This is a genomic window from Novosphingobium sp. NBM11, from assembly GCF_015390225.1.
Taxonomy (GTDB): Bacteria; Pseudomonadota; Alphaproteobacteria; order Sphingomonadales; family Sphingomonadaceae; genus Novosphingobium.
In genome coordinates, this window is record NZ_VUOG01000001.1 from 3,459,911 (window position 1) to 3,482,407 (window position 22,497).

Below are 22,497 nucleotides of genomic sequence, written 5' to 3' on the forward strand. Positions count from 1 at the left end.
CCTGCACGAAAAAGCCCTCCCCGGCTGTCCGGGGAGGGCTTTTTGTTGTCCAATGACGGGTGCCGTCAGGCGCCGAACGTGCGCTGCCACCAGCCGCGACGCGATGCGCCGCCTTCGGCTTCGGCATTTTCGGCGTCGGCGGCCGGATCGGCGGCAACCGGCTCGGCTGCCTCGACGGCCACGGGCGCTTGTTCTGCCGCTTCGTCCGCCGGAGTAGCGTCGGCCTTCTTGCGGCGGGTGCGCTTGGGCTTGGCCGGAGCTTCCTCGGCGGCAGCGGGTTCGGCGGGGGCCGCTTCCGCAGCGGGCGCTTCCTCGGCAGCCGGAGCGGCCTCTGCCTTCTTGCGGCGGGTGCGCTTGGGCTTGGCCGGAGCTTCCTCGGCGGCAACCGGTTCAGCGGGGGCCGTTTCCGCAGCCGGCGCTTCCTCGACCGCCGGAGCGGCCTCGGCCTTTTTGCGGCGGGTGCGCTTGGGCTTGGCCGGAGCCTCGTCCGCAGGCGCGGCTTCGGCAGTGACCGTCTCAGCCGGTGCTTCGGCAACCGTTTCTTGGGGCGTTTCTTCCGGCGCTTCTTCCGGAGCAGCCGCTTCTTCCGCCGCGCTCAGCTCTTCACCGCCTTCGGTGCCATCCGTTTCACGACCGCCGCCACGGCGGCGACGGCTGCGCCGGCGACGCTTGCGGGGGCCGCGGTCACCCTCAGCATCCTCGCCAGCGGCAACGTTGCTTTCGGTTTCCTCGGCATCATCGGCATCGTCTGCCGTTTCAGCATCACGCGCTTCGGTTTCGCCATCGCCGTCGTCGGCCGAACGGCCGTCCTCGGTCTGCGCCGTTTCGTCGTCGCGCCGGCCACGGCCGCGACGGCGCTTGCGCCGCTTGCGGCGGCCATTGCCATCGCCGTTGTCGCGGTCGTCGCCGCGCGCCTCGGCTTCTTCTTCCTCGTCCTCGTCGTCGAACGCCTCGTCGGCGAGGTCGTCTTCCTCCGGTTCGACGATGGGTTCGAAGCGCGGCTGGAACTCAGGCTTCGGCCCGCGCGAGGCAACGCGCATCTTGGCGCCTTCGTTCTCGCCTTCGGGGATCACTTCCACCGTCACGCCATAGCGGGCCTCGATCTCGGCAAGATCGGCGCGCTTGGTGTTGAGGACGTAAATCGTCGCTTCCTGGCTGGCGTAGAGCGTGATGACGCTGCCACGGCCCTTGGCGGCTTCGTCCTCGATCATGCGCAGCGCCGAAAGGCCGGCGGACGAGGCGGTGCGGACCAGGCCCGAACCATCGCAGTGCGGGCAGGCGCGGGTGGTCGCTTCCAGCACGCCGGTGCGCAGGCGCTGGCGGCTCATTTCCATCAGGCCGAAGCCGGAAATGCGGCCCACCTGGATGCGCGCGCGGTCGTTCTTCAGCGCGTCCTTCATCGCCTTCTCGACCTTGCGGATGTTCGATCCGTACTCCATGTCGATGAAGTCGATGACCACAAGGCCGGCCATGTCGCGCAGGCGAAGCTGGCGCGCGATTTCGCGGGCCGCTTCCAGGTTGGTGGAAAGCGCGGTCGCCTCGATGCCGTGCTCCTTGGTGGAGCGGCCCGAGTTGATGTCGATCGAAACGAGCGCTTCGGTCGGGTTGATGACGAGATAGCCGCCCGACTTCAGCTGGACCACCGGATCGTACATCGCGGTAAGCTGGTCTTCCGCGCCGTACCGCTGGAACAGCGGCACCGGATCGGCATAGTGCTTCACCCGCTTGGCGTGGCTGGGCATCAGCAGCTTCATGAAGTCCTTGCCGGCACGGTATCCGGCTTCGCCTTCGACGATCACTTCCTCGATGTCGCGGTTGTAGATGTCGCGGATCGCGCGCTTGATCAGGTCGCTGTCCGAATGGATCAGCGCCGGCGCGCTGGAATGCAGCGTGCGCTCGCGGATTTCGTCCCACAGGCGGGCGAGATAATCGAAGTCGCGCTTGATCTCGGGTTTGGTGCGCTGCAGCCCGGCAGTACGGACGATGCAGCTCATCGACTTGGGCAGTTCCAGTTCGCCGATGATCGACTTCAGCCGCTTGCGGTCCGAAGCGCTGGAAATCTTGCGGCTGATGCCGCCGCCATGGCTGGAATTTGGCATGAGCACGCAATAGCGGCCCGCAAGGCTCAGGTAGGTGGTCAGCGCCGCGCCCTTGTTGCCGCGCTCTTCCTTGACGACCTGGACCAGCAGCACCTGCCGGCGCTGGATCACGTCCTGGATCTTGTAGCGGCGGCGCAGCGCCATGCGCTTGGCGCGCAATTCATCGGCTTCCTTGGCCTGGCCGCGGCCCTGCCGGCGTCCGCGCCGCGGGCGGCGACCGCCGTTATCGGCAGAGGCGTCTTCCGCCTCGGCGTCCTGTTCGGCCTCTTCGTTTTCCCCTTCGACCACGCCGCCTTCGATCGTGGCGACATCGTCCTTTTCCGAAGTGTCGACTTCGGTCACGCCTTCTTCATCGCCGAAGGCATCGCCTTCATCGCCAAAGCCGTCGTCCGCGTCTTCCTCGGCCGCGCGCAGGGCGGCTTCTTCCTCGGCATGCGCGGCTTCTTCCGCCAGCAGCGCCTCGCGATCCTCCTTGGGGATCTGATAGTAATCCGGATGGATTTCGCTGAAGGCCAGGAACCCGTGACGGTTGCCGCCGAAATCGACGAACGCCGCCTGCAGCGACGGTTCGACGCGGGTTACCTTGGCGAGATAGATGTTGCCCTTGATCTGCTTGTGATCAGCCGATTCAAAGTCGAATTCTTCAATACGGTTGCCCTTGAGCACCGCCACCCGGGTTTCTTCCTGGTGGCGCGCATCGATTAGCATGCGCGTGGTCATTATGGAATCTCCAGCCGCGCCGCCACGGGATCGTATCCGGGTACCGGGCGCGGTTCTTTGGTGAAGCGCGAACGCCGGACAGCCGGGCGATGGCCCGGCCATGACGTATCGCGAATGCGGAAATGCCGGTTCGGAGCGCCTGAACCTCGGTCCTGTCGCGCTCTCCGCCCGGCGGCGGTTGGTTTGCGTCTGCAGTGCTGACAATGCGCGGCGAAATGCGCGCGCCGGCTTCCGTCAGGCTTCGGCCTGTCGGAAGCGGTATCGACCAAGCGCGAGCGGCCCTTCCGGGGCGCTTCTGCTCAATCGAAACTCGGCTCATCATCACAGCATCAACCTTCACGGCGCGGGTGAGTGAGCGTTTCTGCTTCGTCATCCCCGCGTTCCGGATTTTTGCCAGCGGCTCCACATTGCCTGGTTCCGCCGTCCTGTCCGGTCAAATGGGGGCAGGGAGGGCATATTCAAGGCTGGCGCCGGTGCTGGCTTGCCCCGGTGGAAGGGTGCTAGCATTACAAATCCAAACCAGCAATTAAAACAATGGCGATGATTTCCCCGGAGCAATTCCCGGCGGCATTTTTGATGCGTGTGGGGCGGGCGGGAAGTGCCGTCCACGATTCCGGCTGGACCGACCGAAACCGGACCTGCATAGCGGATGGCGATGTTGCGGCGGGTCGGGATCATCGCGGGGTTTGTGCTGCCTTTGGCGGCCTTGCTGCTGTGGGGATATTTCGTGCTGCGCATCGGCAATCCCGGCGATGGATACGTCCTGCGGCTGACGCTGCCTGATGGATCGCGCGGGATTGGCCTGCCACCCGTCGAAGGGCCGGCGGATGCCAGCCGGCCGCTGGTGGTGATCGATGCCGGTCACGGTGGTCACGATCCGGGCGCGAGCGGCGAGGGCACGTTGCGCGAAAAGAACGTCACGCTGGCCCTCGCCAAGGCGCTGCGCGAAGCGCTGCTCGCCGATGGCCGCGTGCGCGTGGCAATGACGCGCGACAGCGACCGGTTTCTCGTGCTGGAGGAACGCGCCGGCATAGCCCGACAGTTGAAGGCCGACCTTTTCGTGTCGATTCACGCGGATGCGGCGGAAACGCCGGACGCAAACGGCGCAACGGTTTATACTCTGTCGGATCGCGGTTCCGATGCGGTGGCCGATCTGGTGGCGCAACGCGAAAACCGCGCCGATGATGTCAACGGCGTGGCGCTGGGCGGAAAGTCCAATGCGGTCGCGACCATTCTGGTCGATCTTTCGCGGCGCGAGATGCGGGAGCGGTCGCAGCGCTTCTCCGATCTGGTGGTGCGGGAAGGGCAGGGGGTGGTCACGTTTCATGCCAATCCGCAGCGGCAGGCCGCTTTCGTCGTGCTGAAATCGCTGGATCTTCCTTCGGTGCTGGTGGAGGCGGGCTATATCAGCAGCCCCGACGACGCCCGGCGCCTGATCGATCCCGCCTGGCGCAAGCAGTTTGCGGGGCGCGTGGCGCAGGCCGTGGAGATTTTCCTGGCCCGGCAGGAGGCGGCGGGGATTGCTCCATGATGCGCGCGCCTACTGGCTTATGACGGAAAGGGCGTGCTAGAGGGCGCGCACGATGGCCGAAGATACGCCCCAGAAGAGCATCAGCTACCGCATCCGCCGTGAGGCATCGGGGCTGTTTGCATGGTTCCGCCAAACCTGGCGCGAAAGGAAGTGGTTCCGTTTCGGGGGTTATGCCCTTGGCGCGCTGGTCGCGCTCTATTTCCTTGTCTGGGTGTTCGTGGCGCGGGGGCTGCCCTCGGCCGACAAGCTGCTGACCTATCAGCCGCCGCTGCCCACGATGGTGCGTGGCGCGGATGGCGAGATCGCGTCGTCCTATGCGCGCGAACGGCGCGTGCAACTGCGCTTCGTCGATTTCCCCGAGCCGCTGATCAACGCCTTCCTTTCGGCAGAGGACAAGACGTTCTGGACGCACGGCGGCATCGATTACACCGGCTTCGTTGGCGCGGTGTTCGATTATGCCACCAAGTTCGGCTCCGGCCAGCGCGCGCGGGGCGGGTCCACGATCACCCAGCAGGTCGCCAAGAACATCCTGCTGGGCGACGAATACTCGATCACGCGCAAGCTCAAGGAACTCATCCTGGCTCGGCGCATCGAGGGCGTGCTGACCAAGCAGCAGATCCTTGAGCTCTATCTCAACGAAATCCCGCTGGGCCGCCAGAGCTTCGGGGTGCAGGCGGCGTCGCGGGCCTATTTCGACAAGGATGTGGGCGATCTGAAGCTGCACGAGGTGGCCTTTCTCGCCATCCTGCCCAAGGCGCCGGAGAAGTATGGCCGCGCCAAGTTCCATCACGAGGCGGTGACGCGCCGCAACTGGGTGCTGGACCAGATGGTCCGCAACGGCTGGGCCACGCAGGCGCAGGCGGACGAGGCCAAGGCGCAACCGCTGGGCCTGGTGGCGCGGCGGGCGGAGAACTACACCGCCGATGCCGGCTATTTCCTGGAGGAAGTGCGCCGCCAGCTGATCGACAAGTTCGGCGAAAAGGCCGAGGATGGCCCCAACAGCGTCTATGCCGGCGGGCTGTGGGTGCGGACCTCGCTCGATACCCAGTTGCAGACGGCGGCACAGGACGCGTTGCGCGCGGGCCTGCTGCGCTATTCGGGCGGGCGGCCGTGGCACGGACCGGTGGCGACGATCGACCTCTCCGATGGTAACTGGCAGACCCAGCTCATCACCAGCAACCTCTCGATCCGCTATCTCGACTGGCGCGTCGGCGTGGTGCTTTCGCGCAGGGGCGATAGCGGCCAGATCGGCTTGGCCGATGGCACCACGGGGCCGCTCTATGGCATGCCGCAGGCGATGAAGCCGGGCGACGTGATCACGGTGGCGCCCAACGGCAACGCCTGGGCGGTGCGGACCGTGCCGGAAGTCTCGGGCGGCATGGTGGTCGAAGACCCGCAGAGCGGGCGCGTTCTGGCCATGCAGGGCGGTTTCGATGCGCGGCTGGGCTCGTTCAACCGCGCTACGCAGGCACAGCGCCAGCCCGGCTCCACGATCAAGCCGTTCGTCTATGCCACTGGCCTCGATAACGGGATGACACCGGCCTCCATGGTCGTCGACGGCACGTTCTGCGTCTATCAGGGCGCGGCGCTGGGCCAGAAGTGCTTCCGCAACTTCGGCGGTGAAGGCGGTTCGGGCAGCCACACGATGCGCTGGGGCCTCGAACAGTCGCGCAACCTGATGACCGTGCGCATCGCCAACGATACCGGCATGGATCGCGTGGTGAAGACGATCCGCGATGTCGGCATCGGCGATTACAAGCCGTTCCTGTCGATGGCGCTGGGCGCTGGAGACACCACGGTGCTGCGCATGGTCAACGCTTATTCGGCGCTGGCCAACCATGGGCGCCAGCACGATCCGTCGGTGATCGATTTCGTGCAGGACCGCAACGGCAAGGTCGTGTGGCGCGCCGACAACCGGCCGTGCGACGGGTGCAACATGGCGCGGTGGGACGGCAAGCCCATGCCCCGCCTGAAACCGTCGGGCCGTCAGGTGATGGATGCGCGCACCGCCTACCAGGTCGTCCACATGCTCGAAGGCGTGGTCATTCGCGGCACGGCGGTGACGCTGCGCGATCTCAACCTGCCACTGTTCGGCAAGACCGGTACGACATCCGGGCCCACGAACGTGTGGTTCGTGGGCGGTTCGCCCGACATCATCGCCGGTGTGTACATGGGCTACGACCAGCCGCGCAGCCTGGGCGGCTATGCCCAGGGCGGGCGCATCGCCGCGCCGATCTTCAAGCAGTTCGTCCAGTCCACCCGCGCGCGCTGGGCCGATGTGCCGTTCCCGGTGCCCGAAGGCGTGCGTATGGTGCGCATCGATCGCGTCTCGGGCAAGCGCGTGTTCGGCGGCATGCCGAACAACGATGAACCCAAGGCGTCGGTTATCTGGGAGGCGTTCAAGCCCGATACCGAGCCACGGCGCACGATCCACCAGGAAGAACTGACGACCAAGGAAGCCGTGCTCGATGCGCTGCGCCGCGCTCGCGCCGCGCGCCACGGGGCGGCGGCCGCGCCCGAAGGCGGGGAGGAAGGCTTCGTGGAGGAACAGGGCGGGATCTACTGACCCGGCCCTGTTCCCGCTTCGTCGCCCTATCGGGCAGCCCGCGTTTTGGCATCTCCCCGCGTGGCGCGGAGCCTGCTATATTAGAGGGATGATCCCACGCTCCATCAAGGCTGCCGCCGCGGCCATCGCCCTTGTCCTCCCGTTCGCCGCGCAGGCGGAATTGCCGCAAGGGGCGCGCGCGCCCGATTTCGCGGCGCAAGGCGCGCTGGGCGGGCGGACGTTCCAGTTCAACCTGCGCCAGGCGCTGCGCCGTGGCCCGGTCGTGCTCTATTTCTACCCCAAGGCGTTCACGCAAGGCTGCACGCTGGAAGCGCACGCCTTTGCCGAGGCGACCGACCAGTTCCGTGCCGCCGGGGCCACCGTGGTCGGGATGTCGGCCGATGACCTGCCGACGCTCCAGAAGTTTTCGCGCGAAGCCTGCCGCGATAAGTTCGCCGTGGCCGCCGCCACGCCGCAGGTGATCGCGGCCTATGACGTCGATCTCAAGCGCGATGGCACGTCCACCGGGCTGACCAAGCGCACCAGCTATGTGATCGGGCGCGATGGCCGGGTCGTGCTGGTGCATTCGGACATGGACTATCGCGATCACGTCCGCCTGACGCTGGAAGCGGTGCAGCGCCTGCGCGCGCGCCGCTAGGCCCCTTTTCGAGCGCCATAACCCGCATCGGCGGGCGCCGGGCAATGATAACCGGCCTTTACTTGGCGCGCCGCTTCGCTAAGCGGTTCCGCTCATTTACGGAGTTCAGGTGTCATGCGGGCCGAAGGTCAGGCTCATATCGATCGCATCGAAGCGTCGCTGGCGCTGGTGCGCAAGTTCCTCGATTGGGATCGCGCCGTCCGCCGGCTCGATGAACTCAACGCGCGCGTCGAAGACCCGAAGCTGTGGGACGATCCCAAGAAGGCCGAGGAAGTGATGCGCGAGCGTCGCCGGCTGGAAGCCGCGATCGGCACAGTCAACCAGATCGGCCAGGAAATGGCCGACGCGATCGAGTTCGTCGAACTGGGCGAGATGGAGGACGACGAAGCCACCATCAACGAAGGGCTGGCGACGCTGGCGGCGCTGGCCGAACGGGCGGACAACGACAAGGTGCAGGCATTGCTGGCCGGCGAGGCCGACGCCAACAACGCCTATCTCGAAGTCCACGCTGGCGCGGGCGGCACCGAAAGCCAGGACTGGGCGGAAATGCTCCAGCGCATGTACACGCGCTGGGCCGAACGGCATGGCTACAAGGTCGATCTGGTCGATTACCACGCCGGCGAAGCCGCCGGCATCAAGTCGGCCACGCTGCTGATCAAGGGCGAGAACGCTTATGGCTATGCCAAGACGGAAAGCGGCGTCCATCGCCTCGTCCGCATCAGCCCCTATGACAGCTCGGCGCGGCGGCACACCTCGTTCAGCTCGGTCTGGGTCTATCCCGAAATCGACGACAACATCGAGGTCGATATCAATCCGTCCGATCTGAAGATCGATACCTACCGTGCATCGGGCGCGGGCGGGCAGCACGTCAACACCACCGATTCTGCCGTGCGCATCACCCACGTGCCGACCGGCATCATCGTCGCCAGCCAGAACGACCGTTCGCAGCACAAGAACCGCGCCACCGCGATGAACATGCTGAAGGCGCGGATCTACGAAGCCGAACTCGCCAAGCGCGAGGCGGCGGCGAGCGGCGAATATGCTGCCAAGACCGAAATCGGCTGGGGCCACCAGATCCGTTCCTACGTGTTGCAGCCCTACCAGCAGGTGAAGGACCTGCGCACCGGTGTGGTTTCGACCAATCCCACGGACGTGCTGGATGGCGCGCTCGATCCGTTCATGGCGGCGGCGCTCTCGCAAAAGGTGACCGGCGAAAAGGTCGCCGTGGAAGACGACGATTGAGCAGGCTGGCTGCCCTGGGCCTGCGGGCGGGCCTGATCGGGGTGGCCTGCGTGGCGCTGGCGTCGTGCCAGCGGCCGTCCGACGAGGATCGGGCTCCGACTGCGCGGGCGTTCCCGCGTGCGGACAGGCCCGTATCGGGACCGGGCGGCAGTGGCTTCACCACCGAGGCGGAGCGCGACAACCGCAAGGAAGCGCAGACGGTCATGGACCTGGCCGCGATCCAGCCGGGCATGACCGTGGCCGATATCGGCGCGGGCGAGGGCTATTACACCGTCCGTCTGGCGGCCCGTGTCGGCGCCAAGGGGCGCGTATTGGCGCAGGACATCGACGAGGCGGCGCTGCGCAAGCTGGGCGCGCGCGTCGAGCATGACCGGCTCGACAACGTGTCGATCAAGCCCGGCGCGGTCGACGATCCGCGCATTCCGGAACACAGTTTTCGACCGCGTGTTCCTGATCCACATGTATCACGAAGTGGGGGAGCCCTATGCGTTCCTGTGGCGCCTCTGGCCCGCGCTGCGGCCGGGTGGACGCGTGATCGTGGTCGATCTGGACCGGCCGACCGAACAGCACGGAACGCCGCCGGCGCTTCTGTTCTGCGAATTTGAGGCGGTGGGCTTCCGCTTGAGTGAATTTCAACGTAAGCCCGAAATAGCGGGCTATTATGCACAGTTCGAAGCCGCGCCCAGGCGGCCCGAACCCGGTAAGATAAAGCCGTGTCGGCTGGAAGCCGGGCAGGTCACGCGCGCGAAGGGTCGTTGAGAGGGGTTTATGTCTGCGTTCAAGGGGTTGAAGCCGATTCTGTATGGCGGCCGTGAAGTCTGGCCGCTGGTTGAAGGCGGCAAGGGCGTGGCGGCCACCAATCATGCCAGTTCGGGGGCATGGGCGGCTGCGGGCGGAATCGGTACGGTCAGCGCCGTCAACGCCGATAGCTATGACGCCGAAGGCAAGATCATTCCGCAGATTTACAACGCCATGACTCGCCGTGAGCGGCACGAGGAACTGATCCGCTACGCGATCGACGGCGCGGTCGAGCAGGTGCGGCGCGCCTATGATATCGCCAGCGGCCCCAACGGCATGCGTGGCGCGATCAACATCAACGTGTTGTGGGAAATGGGCGGTGCGCAGCAGGTGCTGGAAGGCGTGCTGGAAAAGACGCGCGGCCTTGTTACCGGCGTGACCTGCGGCGCGGGGATGCCCTACAAGCTCTCGGAAATCGCGGCGCGGTTCAACGTCAACTATCTGCCGATCGTCTCCTCCGCGCGCGCCTTTCGCGCGCTGTGGAAGCGGGCCTACCACAAGGTTTCCGATCTGATGGCCGCCGTGGTCTATGAAGACCCGTGGCTGGCGGGCGGCCATAATGGCCTGTCGAATGCGGAAAACCCGCTGACGCCGGAAGATCCCTATCCCCGCGTTGCCGCGCTGCGCGATACGATGCGCAAGGAAGGCGTTTCGGACGACGTGCCGATCGTGATGGCCGGCGGTGTATGGTTCCTGCGCGAATGGAACGACTGGATCGACAATCCGGAACTCGGCAGCATCGCCTTCCAGTTCGGCACGCGGCCGCTGCTGACGCACGAAAGCCCCATTCCGCAGGCGTGGAAGGACCATCTGCGCACGCTGGAACCGGGCGACGTGCTGCTGCACCGCTTTTCCCCCACGGGGTTCTACAGCTCGGCCGTGCGCAATCCCTTCCTGCGCAATCTCGAAGCGCGTTCGGAACGCCAGATTCCCTATTCCAAGGTCGCGGCGGGCGAACACACCGTGCAAACTCGATGTCGGGGTGAAGGGCAAGAACTTCTGGGTCACGCCAGCCGATCTCGATCGCGCGCGCAACTGGTTTGGTGCGGGCTATACCGATGCACTGCGCACGCCGGACGATACCATCGTGTTCGTGACGCCCGCCGAGCGTGAGGAAATCCGCAAGGATCAGGCCGATTGCATGGGCTGTCTTTCCCACTGTGGCTTTTCGTCCTGGAAGGATCATGACGACTATACCACCGGCCGGCTCGCCGATCCGCGCAGCTTCTGCATCCAGAAGACGTTGCAGGACATCGCGCACGGCGGCCCGGTGGATCAGAACCTCATGTTCGCCGGCCACGCAGCCTATCGTTTCAAGCAGGACCCGTTCTATTCGAACAACTTCACGCCCAGCGTGAAGCAATTGGTCGATCGTATCCTGACGGGGGACTGACGCCGAAGACCTTGCGCGGGTAAGTGGTGCGGCCGCGCCTTCAGCCCCAGAGGCTGAAGGCGACGATGATCGGCAGCCATGCCAGCAAGGCAAGGCCGATCCAGATCGCCAACTTCGCGCGGGGCGAGAACACTTCCTGCGATCGCTGGTCCGCCGGGATCGTCACCTGGCCATGCAGCGCGGGCGAACGCAGCAGCAGCGCGCTGACGGTGGCGCGGCTGATCGGCGTAACGAATTCGCAGCCGTGGCGCGTGCCCGCTGTCCACACGACGACCGCCTCGGTGGCCGAGGCCGTTTCGGGCAGACCGATGTCTACCACATCGCCTTCATCCAGCGCGGTATCGCTTTCGAGCAGGAAGCCGCGTTCCGACAAGTCGAGCAGCCTGGCGTCGACGGGCGTACCCGCTGCGGTGACATTGGCTTCTACCGACAGCGTCAGGCGGCGTCGATGCGCGGTCCTCGCCTCAAGGGCGTCCGCCAATTTGTGCTGGACCATCACATCACTCCTTCGGAAATGACGTATCAATGGCCGGTAAAAGAATCGTTATCGATCAGCAGGGTAAGAAGCAAAATCGGCATCGACGGTGATTTCGGGACGATGACCCGAACGTTCGGGGAAGGCCGGGTCGCCCGCCGTCAGTCCATTTCCCACGCCCGTTCGCCGTGGCTGGTCAGGTCCAGACCGTCCCGTTCCTCGTCTTCGGTGACGCGCATCGGGATCACCATCGAAACCATCAGGGCAGCGATGGTGGTGGCAAAGGCGCTCCAGATCGCCACGATGCCCACGCCGCCGACCTGCCCGACGATCTGGCGTGCCATGCCCATGCCATCGGCATAGCCGGTGCCGCCCAGCGACGGCGAGACGAACACCGCGAGCAGGATCGACCCGAGCATGCCGCCCACGCCATGCACTGCGAAAACGTCAAGCGAATCATCGATATGGAGCTTGTGCTTCACAAGCAGAATCATCGGATAGCATACCGCCGCGGCGGCAACGCCGAGCAGCATCGCCGCACCCGGCGCGATGAAGCCGGCGGCCGGCGTCACCGTGGCGAGGCCGGCGATCGCGCCGGTGGCGAAGCCCACCGAGGTGGGTTTGCCCACGGTCAGCTTTTCGATCAGCAGCCAGGCCAGCGCCGCCGCGCTGGCGGCGGCGTGGGTGTTGATGATGGCGGAGGCCGCGTCGTCGTTGGCGGCCAGCGCCGAGCCGCCGTTGAAGCCGAACCAGCCCACCCACAGAAGCGCGGCGCCCGCCAGCGTCAGCGCAGGACTGTGCGGCAGCATCAGCGACTTGGGAAAGCCGTTGCGCTTGCCCAGCAGCATCGCAACGACCAGCGCCGAGACGCCAGCCGTGGTGTGAACCACGATGCCGCCGGCGAAATCCAGCGTGCCGAGCTTGGTCGCCAGCCAGCCGCCGCCCCAGATCCAGTGCGCGACGGGCGCATAGACGATCAGGCTCCACAACGCCGAAAAGGCGACGACCCAGCCGAACCGCGCGCGATCGACCCAGGCGCCGACCATCAGCGCGGGGGTGATCAGCGCGAAGCACATCTGGAACAGGGCGAACGCGCTTTCGGGCACGCCATAGCTGCCGCGCACATTGCCGAGATTGAGCAGCATCCAGGCATTGCCGGCACCAATCCAGCCATTGGTCACTTCGCCGAAGGCCAGTGTATAGCCAGCGGCGATCCACAGCAGGGAGGCAACGGCGATGATCGCGCCGGTCTGCACCATCACCGCCAGGAAGCCCTTGGCGCGCACCAAGCCGCCGTAGAACAGGGTAAGGCCCGGAGCGGCCATCATCAGCACCAGCGCCGAAGCCGCGAGAAGCCAGGCGGTATCGCCGCTGTCGGCGGAATCGAGCGTAGTGGCGGTCTGGGCCTGCGCCAGTGCCGGGATGGCCGATGCCGCGGCCATCGCGGCCGTTGCCAGAAACTTGCGCACTCTTGCCCCTCCGTCCGCGCTTGCGGTTATGCGGTGTCCGTTCAAGCCCCTAGGCGAAGCGCTTGGCCCTGTACAGGCAGAGGAGGCGATGGCGCCGGATCGGCGGCGTCAGGCCCAGCCTTCCAGCACCTGATCGGGCGGGCGATGTCCGTCGGCCCAGAAGCGGATGTTGGCCATGACCTTTTCGCCCGATGCGATGCGGCCCTCGAACGTGGCGCTGCCCATGTGCGGCAGGATCGCTACATTGTGGTGCGCCAGCAGGCGCGGATCGACCTGCGGCTCGTGCTCGAACACGTCGAGTCCCGCGCCACCGATACGCCCTGCCACGAGCGCTTCGATCAGCGCCTGTTCGTCCACGATCTGCCCGCGCGCGGTATTGATGAGGTAGGCTTCGGGCTTCATCAGCGCGATCCGCCGGGCATCGAGCAGGTGGTGCGTTTCGGGCGAGGCGGGGCAGTGCAGTGACAGGATGTCCGCATCGCCAATCAGGGTGTCGAGATCGGCGACGTAGCGTGCGCCCAGCATGGTTTCGAGCGCTTCGGGCAGGCGGTGCCGGTTGTGATAGGCGACCTGCAGGCCGAAGGCGCGGGCGCGGTGCGCCACGGCCTGCCCGATCCGGCCCATGCCAATGATGCCCAGCGTCTTGCCGTTGAGCCGGTGGCCAAGCAGCGTGGAAGGTGCCCAGCCTTCCCACTTGCCGGCGCGCAGGATGCGGCCGCCATGGTTGAGCCGCCGCGCGACGGAAATGATTAGCGCCAGTGTCATGTCCGCCGTATCGTCGGTGAAGACGCCGGGCGTGTTGGTCACAATGATCTTGCGGGCGCGGGCGGCCGCCAGGTCGATATGTTCGATGCCGGCGCCGAAATTGGCGATCAGGCCCAGCCGGTCGCCCGCTTCGGCAATCATCCCGGCGTCGATCGTGTCGGTCACGGTCGGCACCAGCACATTGCAGGATCGCATTGCGGCGACGAGCTCGTCGCGCGTCATCGCCCGGTCATCGGCGTTCAGTGTCACGTCGAACAGTTCGCGCATCCGCTGTTCGGTTTCCGGCAGCAGGCGACGGGTGACGATGACCGAGGGTTTCCCCTCGATCCGGCGTTTGACGGCTTCGTGCGCGGTGCGCGCGCCGGCGGCGCTCTGGTGCGTTGGCATGATCGTATCGCTATGCCTGCGGGGCAGGGATGGTCAAGCGCGTGGTTGCCCTGTCGTGCCAATGCTGTATCGCATGGCGGGCAAGTTTTTGTTGGATTTGGTCTGGGGTTTCCGTGTCGTGCGTGCCGTGAAGTATGTCCTGCCCTGCGTCCTTGCCGTGTCCGCCGGTCTTTCCAGCCACGCCGCGCGCGCGGAGGATGGCGGCGCGCCATACTGGGTTTCGCTGCGCAAGGATGAATCGAACATGCGCGTCGGCCCCGGCCGGGAATACCGGATCAACTGGACCTACGTGCGCAAGGGGCTGCCGATGAAGGTGCTGCGCGTGATGGGCGGCTGGCGGCTGGTGGAGGACCCGGACGGTTCGCGCGGGTGGATGCTCGCCCAGTTCCTGGCGCGCGCCCATACCGGCATGGTCAAGGGCGGCGTCGCGGAGATGCGCGAAAAGGCCGACGGTTCGGGGCGGCTGCTGTGGCGGCTGGCGCCCGGCGTGGTGGGCACGATCGGCGATTGCGGCGCCGGCTGGTGCCAGTTCGATGTTAATGGCCGCAAGGGCTATGCCCAGCAAGCGGCCATCTGGGGGGCAGGGGCACCGTAACGCCGGCGCCCCGCCATTTTCTTGCGGGTCAGACCAGCTCTATCGCCAGCGCGGTGGCTTCGCCGCCGCCGATGCACAGGCTGGCCACGCCCTTGGTCTTGCCGTGGCGCTTCAGCGCGCCGATCAGCGTGGTGACGATGCGCGTGCCGCTGGCGCCGATCGGATGGCCCAGCGCCGTGGCGCCGCCGTGCACGTTGATCTTCTCGTGCGGGATGCCCAGGTCATGCATCGCGAACATCGCGACGCAGGCGAAGGCTTCGTTCACTTCGAACAGATCGACATCGGCGATCGACCAGCCGGCCCGTTCCAGCACCTTGTTGATCGCGCCGACCGGGGCGACGGTGAAGTCCTTCGGCTCCTGCGCGTGCGCGGCCAGCGCGACAACCTTCGCCACCGGCTTCAGGCCTTCCGCATCGGCAACGCTCTGGCGAGTGATCACCACGGCGGCGGCGCCGTCGGAAATCGAGCTGGAGGTGGCGGCCGTGATCGTGCCGTCCTTGGCGAAGGCGGGCTTGAGGGTCGGAATTTTGTCCGGGCGGCCCTTGCCGGGCTGTTCGTCGGTATCGACCACGACATCGCCGCCGCGCGACTTCACGGTAACCGGCGCGATTTCGTCCACGAACGCCCCTTCGGCGATCGCGGCCTGTGCGCGGCGCAGCGATTCGATCGTGTAGCCATCCTGCGCTTCGCGGGTCAGCTGGTATTCGTTGGCGGTATCCTGCGCGAACGTGCCCATCGCGCGGCCCGGCTCGTAGGCGTCTTCCAGGCCATCGAGGAACATGTGATCGTAGGCGGTATCATGCCCGATGCGCGCGCCCGAACGGTGCTTCTTGAGCAGGTATGGCGCGTTGGTCATGCTTTCCATGCCGCCGGCGACGATCATGTCGACGCTGCCGGAAGCCAGCGCCTCGGCGCCCATGATCACGGTCTGCATGCCGGAGCCGCAGACCTTGTTGACGGTGGTCGCCTGCACGGACTTGGGGAGGCCAGCTTTGATCGCGGCCTGGCGCGCGGGCGCCTGGCCGAGGCCGGCGGGCAGCACGCAGCCCATGTAGACGCGGTCGATCTTGTCACCCGCCACGCCGGCACGTTCGACGGCGGCCTTGACGGCGGTGGCGCCGAGGTCGGTAGCGGCGGCATCGGACAGCGCGCCTTGCATCGAACCCATCGGAGTGCGCGCGTAAGACAGGATGACGACCGGATCTGCGGCGGAAAACTGGGCCATGGCGATCACACTCCTTCAATGGTCGGGTCAGGAAAGACCCGGATATGGGGTCGGTCCGGGCGGGCGGCAACCATCTGACGATCCGTTGCTGTTCGTTGGCGGTTCCTGTGGCCGCGATCGCGCCGGGGCTGGACTTGGCGGGGCCATACTGCCACGCCGCGCTCATGGCAATCGAGCCGACGGGGGAGTCACGAACGCGTGGCATATGCCAGCCTGCCGCTGATCTGGTCCGCGTCGGCGATGCTGGGCGCGATCGTCGGGAGCTTCCTGGGCGCGGCGCTGGCGCGGTTGCCGGAGGAACGGTCGGTCGTGACAGGGCGGTCGGCCTGCGATCATTGCGGGCGGACGCTTGGCCCGCTGGAGCTTGTGCCGGTGTTGTCCTGGCTCGTGCAGCGGGGGCGCTGCCGGACCTGCGGCGGTGCGATCGGTGGCTGGCAGCTTAGCTGCGAACTGGGCGGCGCGACGGTGGCGCTGGTTTCCGTCATCGCCATGCCCGATCGCACCGCGCTGGCCGCGATGGTGCTGGGCTGGCAACTGCTGTTGCTGGCGTTGCTCGATCTGCGGCACTTCTGGCTGCCCTTGCCGCTGGTGGGCACGCTCGCCGGTTCCGGGGGCGCGCTGGCGCTGCTGCGCGGGGCGGTGGAGCGCGATAGCGGCCCGGTCCTGTGGGCCGGGGCGGGCGCGCTGGCCGGTTTCGGCATGCTCTGGCTGATCGCCGCCTACTATCGCCGGGTGCGCGGCCGCGAAGGCATGGGGGGAGGGGACCCGCTGCTGCTGGGCGCGATCGGCCTGTGGCTGGGGCCGGTGGGGACGGTCGCCACCCTGCTGGGAGGCAGCGTGATCGGGCTTCTCGCAACGGTTGCTTTGCTGGCGGGAGGCCGTAAGGTCTCGCGCCAAACGGCCCTGCCGCTCGGAACCTGTCTCGCCGCCGCCGGCTGGCCGGTCTTCCTGTTCCAGGGCTTCGGATAAATCGGACCGGCACAAGCGGTTCGGGGACGGGGATTGTGATGAACGAGACGAATCGCACGGACATGCTGGCCGTTCTGGAACGCCAGCGCACGGCCTTCACGGCGGCGCGCCCCGAAGCGCTTTCGGTGCGGCACGACCGGCTGGAGCGTTGCGCCACCATGCTCAAGGAGCATGGCGAGGCGTTCGCCAAGGCGATGAGCGCCGATTTCGGCCATCGCAGCCACGAACAGTCCATGCTGACCGACATCATGCCCTCGGTCAGCATCGTGCGCTATTCGCAGAAGCGGATGAAGCGCTGGTCGCGTCCGGAAAAGCGCCACGTCAACTTCCCGCTGAACTTGCTCGGTGCGCGGGCGGAAGTGCGCTACGAACCCAAGGGCGTGATCGGCATCGTCGCGCCGTGGAACTTCCCGGTCGGGCTGACCATGGCCCCGCTGGCCCAGGCTTTCGCCGCCGGCAACCGCGCGATGCTCAAGCCTTCGGAGTTTACCGAGCGCACGTCCGAACTGATGCAGGAACTGTTCCCGCGTTATTTCGCGGAAGAGGAAGTGGCCGTCATCACGGGCGGGCCGGAAACCGGGCAGGCGTTTTGCGGGCTGCCGTTCGACCATCTGCTGTTCACCGGGGCGACGCCGATCGGCCGCCACGTGCTCCATGCCGCCGCCGATCACCTCGTGCCGGTCACGCTGGAACTGGGTGGCAAGTCGCCAACGATCTTCGGCCGCAGCGCCGATCTCCAGCGCAGCGCAGAGCGTGTGGCGCTGGGCAAGATGATGAACGCGGGGCAGATATGCCTCGCGCCCGACTACATGATGGTGCCCGAGGAACTGGAGGATCGCGCCATCGCCGCGGTCGCCGCCGGAGTCAGTTCGATGTATCCGACGCTGCTCGCCAACGACGACTACACCTCGGTCATCAACCGCCGCCACCGCGATCGTCTGGCGGGGCTTGTGGAGGATGCGCGAGAGAAAGGCGCCGAGGCGATCGTCGTCAATCCGGGCGGCGAGGACTTCGCCGGCACCAACGGCAACAAGATGCCGCTGACCATCCTGCGCAACGTCAACGACGACATGCGCGTGATGCAGGAGGAAATCTTCGGTCCGGTCCTGCCGGTGAAGACCTATCGCGCGATCGACGAGGTGATCGATTACGTCAACGCGCACGATCGTCCGCTGGGGCTGTACTACTTCGGTCAGGATAAGGCCGAGGCGGAGAAGGTACTGACCCGCACCATCTCGGGTGGCGTTACCGTCAACGACGTGATCTTCCACGTTTCGGCCGATGACCTGCCGTTCGGCGGAATCGGGCCTTCGGGAATGGGCAGTTATCATGGCGTGGAAGGTTTCCGCACGTTCAGCCATGCGCGCGCGGTCTATCGTCAGCCGAAGGTCGATCTTGCGAAGCTGGCAGGGTTGCGGCCGCCCTATGGTGCCGCGACGCAGCGCACCCTGAAGATGCAACTTAAGTAAGCCCCGCATACGATCGCGGGAGGCCCGGAAACGGGGCTGTAATCGGCACGGGAAGGCCAAAAGGGTGGAGAAACTGCCCTTGCGGGCGCTGCACGGCACTTGCGCGCGGGCGGCGTCGGGACTAGGGCGCGGAGCGAACACCAGCTAGGCGAGTCAGCCCCTTGGTCGATCTGTCACAATATCTGCCGATCCTGATCTTCCTCGGGATCGCTCTCGCGCTTTCCAGTGCCTTTGTGTTCCTGCCGATGGGCGTTTCCCGCTTGACGGGAACCTACAATCCCAACGCGGAGAAGCTCAGCGAGTACGAATGCGGCTTCCCCGCGTTCGAGGACCCGCGCAGCCAGTTCGACGTCCGGTTCTACCTGGTCGCGATCCTGTTCATCATCTTCGATCTGGAAGCGGCGTTCCTGTTTCCCTGGGCGGTCAGCCTGAAGGAAACGGGCTGGGCCGGCTGGTTCACGATGATGCTGTTCCTGGCGGAACTGGTCGTCGGGTTTGCCTACGCCTGGAAAAAGGGAGCGCTGGATTGGGAATGAGCAACATGGTCACCGCTCCGACTGCAACCGGCGCTGCCGCCGGCTCCGCCATCACCGCGCCCGATCAGGCGTTTTTCGAAAGCCTCAATGCCGAGGTTTCGGACAAGGGGTTCCTCGTCACCTCGACCGAGGAACTGTTCCAGTGGGCGCGCACCGGTTCGCTGTGGTGGATGACGTTCGGCCTGGCCTGCTGCGCGGTCGAGATGATCCACGTGAACATGCCGCGCTACGACATGGAGCGCTTCGGCGTCGCGCCGCGCGCATCCCCGCGCCAGTCGGACGTGATGATCGTGGCCGGCACGCTGTGCAACAAGATGGCCCCGGCGCTGCGCAAGGTCTATGACCAGATGTCGGACCCCAAGTACGTCATCTCGATGGGATCGTGCGCCAACGGCGGCGGTTATTATCACTACAGCTATTCGGTGGTGCGCGGCTGCGACCGCATCGTGCCGGTTGACATCTACGTGCCGGGCTGCCCGCCCACTGCCGAGGCGCTACTCTATGGCGTGATGCAACTGCAGCGGAAGATCCGCCGCGTCGGCACGCTCGAGCGTTGAGGAGAAGGGCATGACGGTCGTTCATTCCGCCCCGCGCTTCACCTCGAACGAAGGCGTACTGGACACGCTTTCGGCGGCGCTGGGCGCCATGCTGGTTTCGGCGAAGGAAGAGCATGGCGAAGTCCTGCTGACCGTCGCGCGCGACCGCGTGGAGGACGCGCTGCGCCTGCTGCGTGACGGGCACGAATACCAGCAGCTGATGGAAATCGCCGGCGTCGACTATCCGCAGCGGCCCGACCGTTTCGAGGTCTGCTACTGCCTGCTGTCGCTGACGAAGAACCATCGCGTGATCGTCAAGGTTTCGACGGACGAGGCGACGCCGGTGCCGACGGTGACGACGCTGTGGCCCGTCGCCGGCTGGTACGAGCGCGAGGTTTACGACATGTTCGGCGTGCTGTTCGCCGGCCATCCGGACCTGCGCCGCATCCTCACCGACTACGGCTTCCAGGGGCATCCGTTCCGCAAGGACTTCCCGCTGACCGGCTATGTCGAGCTGCGCTATTCCGAAGAGGACAAGCGCGTGGTCTATGAACCCGTCGAGCTGGCGCAGGACCTGCGGCAGTTCGATTTCATGAGCCCGTGGGAAGGCGCGGAATACGTGCTGCCGGGCGATGAAAAGGCGGCGGCTTCGCCCGCGCCGGCGGCGCCCGCCCCTGCGCCCAAGGTTGATACGCCGAAGGTCACCGAAAAGCCCGCCGATACCGGCGCGGGCGACAAGGCCAATGCCGAAGCGGCGAAGCCGGTCGCAGGCGCGCCCAAGACGACGGCCAAGGACGAACCCGGCGCTCCGGCAAAGACCGACCGCAAGGTTGAAGGAGACGGCGCATGAGCTTCCAGCTCGAAGAATCGCCGACCACCGGCGACGAGGTCATCACCAACTACACGATCAACTTCGGCCCCCAGCACCCGGCGGCGCACGGCGTGCTGCGCATGGTCATGGAGCTGGACGGCGAGATCATCGAACGGATCGATCCGCACGTCGGCCTGCTTCACCGCGGCACCGAAAAGCTGATCGAGTACAAGACCTATACCCAGGCGCTGCCGTACTTCGACCGGCTCGACTACTGCTCGCCGCTGGGCATGGAGCACTCCTACGTGCTCGCGGTCGAAAAGCTGCTCAACCTCGAGGTGCCGCTGCGCGGTCAGTACCTGCGCGTGCTGTTCGCGGAGCTGACGCGCATCTGCAACCACATGCTCAACATCGGGTCGCACGTCATGGACGTGGGCGCGATGACGCCGAACCTGTGGCTGTTCGAAATCCGCGAGGACTGCCTCAACTTCTTCGAGCGCGCTTCGGGCGCGCGGATGCATTCGGCCTGGTTCCGCCCCGGCGGCGTGCACCAGGACGTGCCGCTGAAGCTGCTGACCGACATCGGCGACTGGCTCGACACGCGCCTGCCGCAGCTGTTCGAGGACGCGATGAGCCTCCTCATCGACAACCGCATCTTCAAGCAGCGCAACGTCGATATCGCGGTGGTCAGCAAGGAAGACGCGATCCGCTGGGGCTTTTCCGGCCCGATGATCCGCGGCTCGGGCATCGCGTGGGATTTGCGCAAGGCGCAGCCCTATGACGTCTATGACCGCATGGACTTTGAAATTCCGGTCGGCACCAGCGGCGATTGCTATGATCGCTTCATGGTGCGCGTGGAGGAAGTCCGCCAGTCCGCGCGGATCATGAAGCAGTGCCTGGCCGAAATGCCCGAAGGCCCGGTCAGCTCGACCGACCGCAAGGTGGTTCCGCCCAAGCGCGGCGAGATGAAGAGCTCGATGGAATCGCTGATCCATCACTTCAAGCTCTATTCGGAAGGCTTTCACGTTCCGGCCGGCGAAGTCTATGTCGCCACCGAAAGCCCCAAGGGCGAATTCGGCGTCTATCTTGTATCGGATGGCAGCAACAAGCCGTACCGCTGCAAGATCCGGCCGACGGCGTTCAGCCACCTTCAGGCGATGGACTTCATGTGCAAGGGCCACATGCTGCCCGACGCGACCGCGATCCTTGGCGCCATCGACGTGGTGTTCGGGGAGTGCGACCGGTGAGCAGCCCCGAAGAATCCAACCTGCGCACCGCGAAGGCAATGATCGCGGCCTACAACGCGCAGGATGTGGACACCTACGTCGCCTACATGACCGAAGACGCCTGCGAGGCGAACTATCGCGGCGATGTGGTGCGCGAGGGCAAGGAAGGCACGCGTTCCGGCCTTGCCGCCGCGTTCGCCCGCTGGCCGCAGAACCATGCCGAGATCCGGGACGCGCAGGCGATCGGCAACTACGTGCTGATGCGCGAACACGTCACGCGCGGCCCCGCCACCGACGGATCGGCGCTGGTCGAACCGTTCGACGTGATCGCAGTCTATACTTTCGAGGGCGACAAGTGCTCTCGAGTGGAGTTTATTCGCTGATGGCTGACCGCTATATCGAACCGGATACCCCGGAATTGCGCGCCCGCTGGGGCGCCTTTGCCTGGACTGCCGAGAACGCGGAGAAGGCGAAAGAGATCGTGGCGCGCTATCCCGAAGGGCGGCAGCGCTCGGCGGTGATGCCGCTGCTCGATCTGGCCCAGCGGCAGGTCGGCGCGGAACTGAACACGCAAGGCTGGCTGCCGATCCCGGTGATGGAATACGTCGCCGCCTATCTCTCCATGCCGATCATTCGCGTGGTCGAGGTCGCGACGTTCTACACGATGTACAACATCGCGCCGATCGGCCGTTTCCACGTCCAGGTCTGCGGCACCACGCCGTGCATGCTGCGCGGGTCGGACGACATCATCGCCGCGTGCAAGAAGCGCGGGATGAAGGCGGGGCACATCACCGATGACGGCCTCTGGTCGTTCACCGAGGTCGAATGCATGGGCAACTGCGCTTCGGCCCCGATGGTCCAGATCAACGACGACAACTACGAGGATCTGACCCCCGCCGACATGGAACGCATCCTTGACGAACTGGCGGCGGGCAAGCAGCCCAAGACCGGTACGCAGCTTCCCGGCCGCCACACGGTGGAGCCGGCCGGCGCGCTCAGCAACCTGACCGCGATGGTCGGTGAAAACCACGATTATCGGGGGAATGGT

General features: G+C 66.1%; 17 protein-coding genes and 3 pseudogenes. 15 read left to right on the top strand and 5 right to left on the bottom strand.

Annotated elements, in window-relative coordinates; genetic code table 11:
• Positions 1–65: 65 nt before the first annotated feature.
• Complete coding sequence (locus tag F1640_RS16820; protein WP_194920232.1) at positions 66–2,819, bottom strand: ribonuclease E/G; 2,754 nt, start codon at positions 2,817–2,819, stop codon at positions 66–68.
• Between the two features lie 655 nt (positions 2,820–3,474).
• Between F1640_RS16820 and F1640_RS16825 the strand changes: the two genes are divergently transcribed.
• The 6 genes and pseudogenes from F1640_RS16825 to F1640_RS16850 all read left to right on the top strand — a co-directional run bounded on the left by F1640_RS16825 (position 3,475) and on the right by F1640_RS16850 (position 10,986).
• Complete coding sequence (locus F1640_RS16825) at positions 3,475–4,350, top strand: N-acetylmuramoyl-L-alanine amidase (RefSeq protein WP_124807937.1); 876 nt, start codon at positions 3,475–3,477, stop codon at positions 4,348–4,350.
• A 52-nt stretch (positions 4,351–4,402) separates the two neighbouring features.
• Positions 4,403–6,916, top strand: coding sequence for a penicillin-binding protein 1A (locus F1640_RS16830; RefSeq protein WP_194920234.1), 2,514 nt, complete (start codon positions 4,403–4,405; stop codon positions 6,914–6,916).
• An 88-nt stretch (positions 6,917–7,004) separates the two neighbouring features.
• Complete coding sequence (locus F1640_RS16835) at positions 7,005–7,553, top strand: peroxiredoxin (RefSeq protein ID WP_124807935.1); 549 nt, start codon at positions 7,005–7,007, stop codon at positions 7,551–7,553.
• A 114-nt stretch (positions 7,554–7,667) separates the two neighbouring features.
• Positions 7,668–8,795, top strand: coding sequence for a peptide chain release factor 2 (gene prfB, locus F1640_RS16840; protein ID WP_194920237.1), 1,128 nt, complete (start codon positions 7,668–7,670; stop codon positions 8,793–8,795).
• A gap of 14 nt (positions 8,796–8,809) precedes the next feature.
• Positions 8,810–9,554: pseudogene (locus F1640_RS16845) on the top strand (class I SAM-dependent methyltransferase).
• 9 nt (positions 9,555–9,563) lie between these two features.
• Positions 9,564–10,986: pseudogene (locus F1640_RS16850) on the top strand (NAD(P)H-dependent flavin oxidoreductase).
• Positions 10,987–11,026: 40 nt separating this feature from the next.
• Here the strand turns inward: F1640_RS16850 and F1640_RS16855 are convergent.
• From F1640_RS16855 to F1640_RS16865, 3 genes are all read right to left on the bottom strand, one after another.
• Positions 11,027–11,482 (bottom strand): PilZ domain-containing protein, encoded by a 456-nt coding sequence (locus F1640_RS16855; RefSeq protein WP_194920238.1) that lies wholly within the window; start codon positions 11,480–11,482, stop codon positions 11,027–11,029.
• Positions 11,483–11,622: 140 nt separating this feature from the next.
• Positions 11,623–12,930, bottom strand: a complete 1,308-nt coding sequence (locus F1640_RS16860) for an ammonium transporter (RefSeq protein ID WP_375336194.1) — start codon at positions 12,928–12,930, stop codon at positions 11,623–11,625.
• A gap of 108 nt (positions 12,931–13,038) precedes the next feature.
• The gene (locus tag F1640_RS16865) at positions 13,039–14,082 is read right to left on the bottom strand and encodes a D-glycerate dehydrogenase (protein WP_194920244.1); all 1,044 of its coding nucleotides are present in this window, start codon (positions 14,080–14,082) and stop codon (positions 13,039–13,041) included.
• Positions 14,083–14,200: 118 nt separating this feature from the next.
• Here F1640_RS16865 and F1640_RS16870 point away from each other — a divergent pair, with 118 nt between their 5' ends.
• The gene (locus F1640_RS16870) at positions 14,201–14,677 is read left to right on the top strand and encodes an SH3 domain-containing protein (RefSeq protein ID WP_255504720.1); all 477 of its coding nucleotides are present in this window, start codon (positions 14,201–14,203) and stop codon (positions 14,675–14,677) included.
• A 28-nt stretch (positions 14,678–14,705) separates the two neighbouring features.
• On the opposite strand, the gene F1640_RS16875 is transcribed toward F1640_RS16870, so the two are convergent.
• The gene (locus F1640_RS16875; protein WP_125955062.1) at positions 14,706–15,902 is read right to left on the bottom strand and encodes an acetyl-CoA C-acyltransferase; all 1,197 of its coding nucleotides are present in this window, start codon (positions 15,900–15,902) and stop codon (positions 14,706–14,708) included.
• A gap of 198 nt (positions 15,903–16,100) precedes the next feature.
• Between F1640_RS16875 and F1640_RS16880 the strand changes: the two genes are divergently transcribed.
• The 8 genes and pseudogenes from F1640_RS16880 to F1640_RS16915 form a co-directional block, all read left to right on the top strand.
• Positions 16,101–16,871, top strand: a complete 771-nt coding sequence (locus F1640_RS16880) for a prepilin peptidase (protein ID WP_309229288.1) — start codon at positions 16,101–16,103, stop codon at positions 16,869–16,871.
• A gap of 38 nt (positions 16,872–16,909) precedes the next feature.
• Entirely contained in the window at positions 16,910–18,340 is a 1,431-nt protein-coding gene (locus F1640_RS16885) for a coniferyl aldehyde dehydrogenase (RefSeq protein WP_125955063.1), read from the top strand.
• A gap of 161 nt (positions 18,341–18,501) precedes the next feature.
• Positions 18,502–18,876 carry an NADH-quinone oxidoreductase subunit A gene (locus F1640_RS16890; RefSeq protein WP_124807926.1) on the top strand — a complete coding sequence of 125 codons (375 nt, stop codon included), beginning with the start codon at positions 18,502–18,504 and terminating at the stop codon, positions 18,874–18,876.
• The gene (locus F1640_RS16895) at positions 18,873–19,433 is read left to right on the top strand and encodes an NADH-quinone oxidoreductase subunit B family protein (protein WP_124807925.1); all 561 of its coding nucleotides are present in this window, start codon (positions 18,873–18,875) and stop codon (positions 19,431–19,433) included. Before F1640_RS16890 ends, F1640_RS16895 begins: the two co-directional genes overlap by 4 nt.
• Before the next feature lie 10 nt (positions 19,434–19,443).
• Complete coding sequence (locus F1640_RS16900; RefSeq protein WP_194920245.1) at positions 19,444–20,262, top strand: NADH-quinone oxidoreductase subunit C; 819 nt, start codon at positions 19,444–19,446, stop codon at positions 20,260–20,262.
• On the top strand, positions 20,259–21,470 hold the full coding sequence (locus F1640_RS16905) for an NADH-quinone oxidoreductase subunit D (RefSeq protein ID WP_194920247.1): 1,212 nt from the start codon (positions 20,259–20,261) through the stop codon (positions 21,468–21,470). Before F1640_RS16900 ends, F1640_RS16905 begins: the two co-directional genes overlap by 4 nt.
• A 38-nt stretch (positions 21,471–21,508) precedes the next feature.
• A complete protein-coding gene (locus F1640_RS16910; protein WP_194921505.1) occupies positions 21,509–21,832 on the top strand; it encodes a nuclear transport factor 2 family protein in 324 nt (107 codons plus the stop codon).
• A pseudogene (locus F1640_RS16915) lies at positions 21,832–22,491 on the top strand (complex I 24 kDa subunit family protein); the annotation flags it as partial. The gene F1640_RS16910 and the pseudogene F1640_RS16915, both read left to right, overlap by 1 nt.
• Positions 22,492–22,497: the final 6 nt, after the last annotated feature.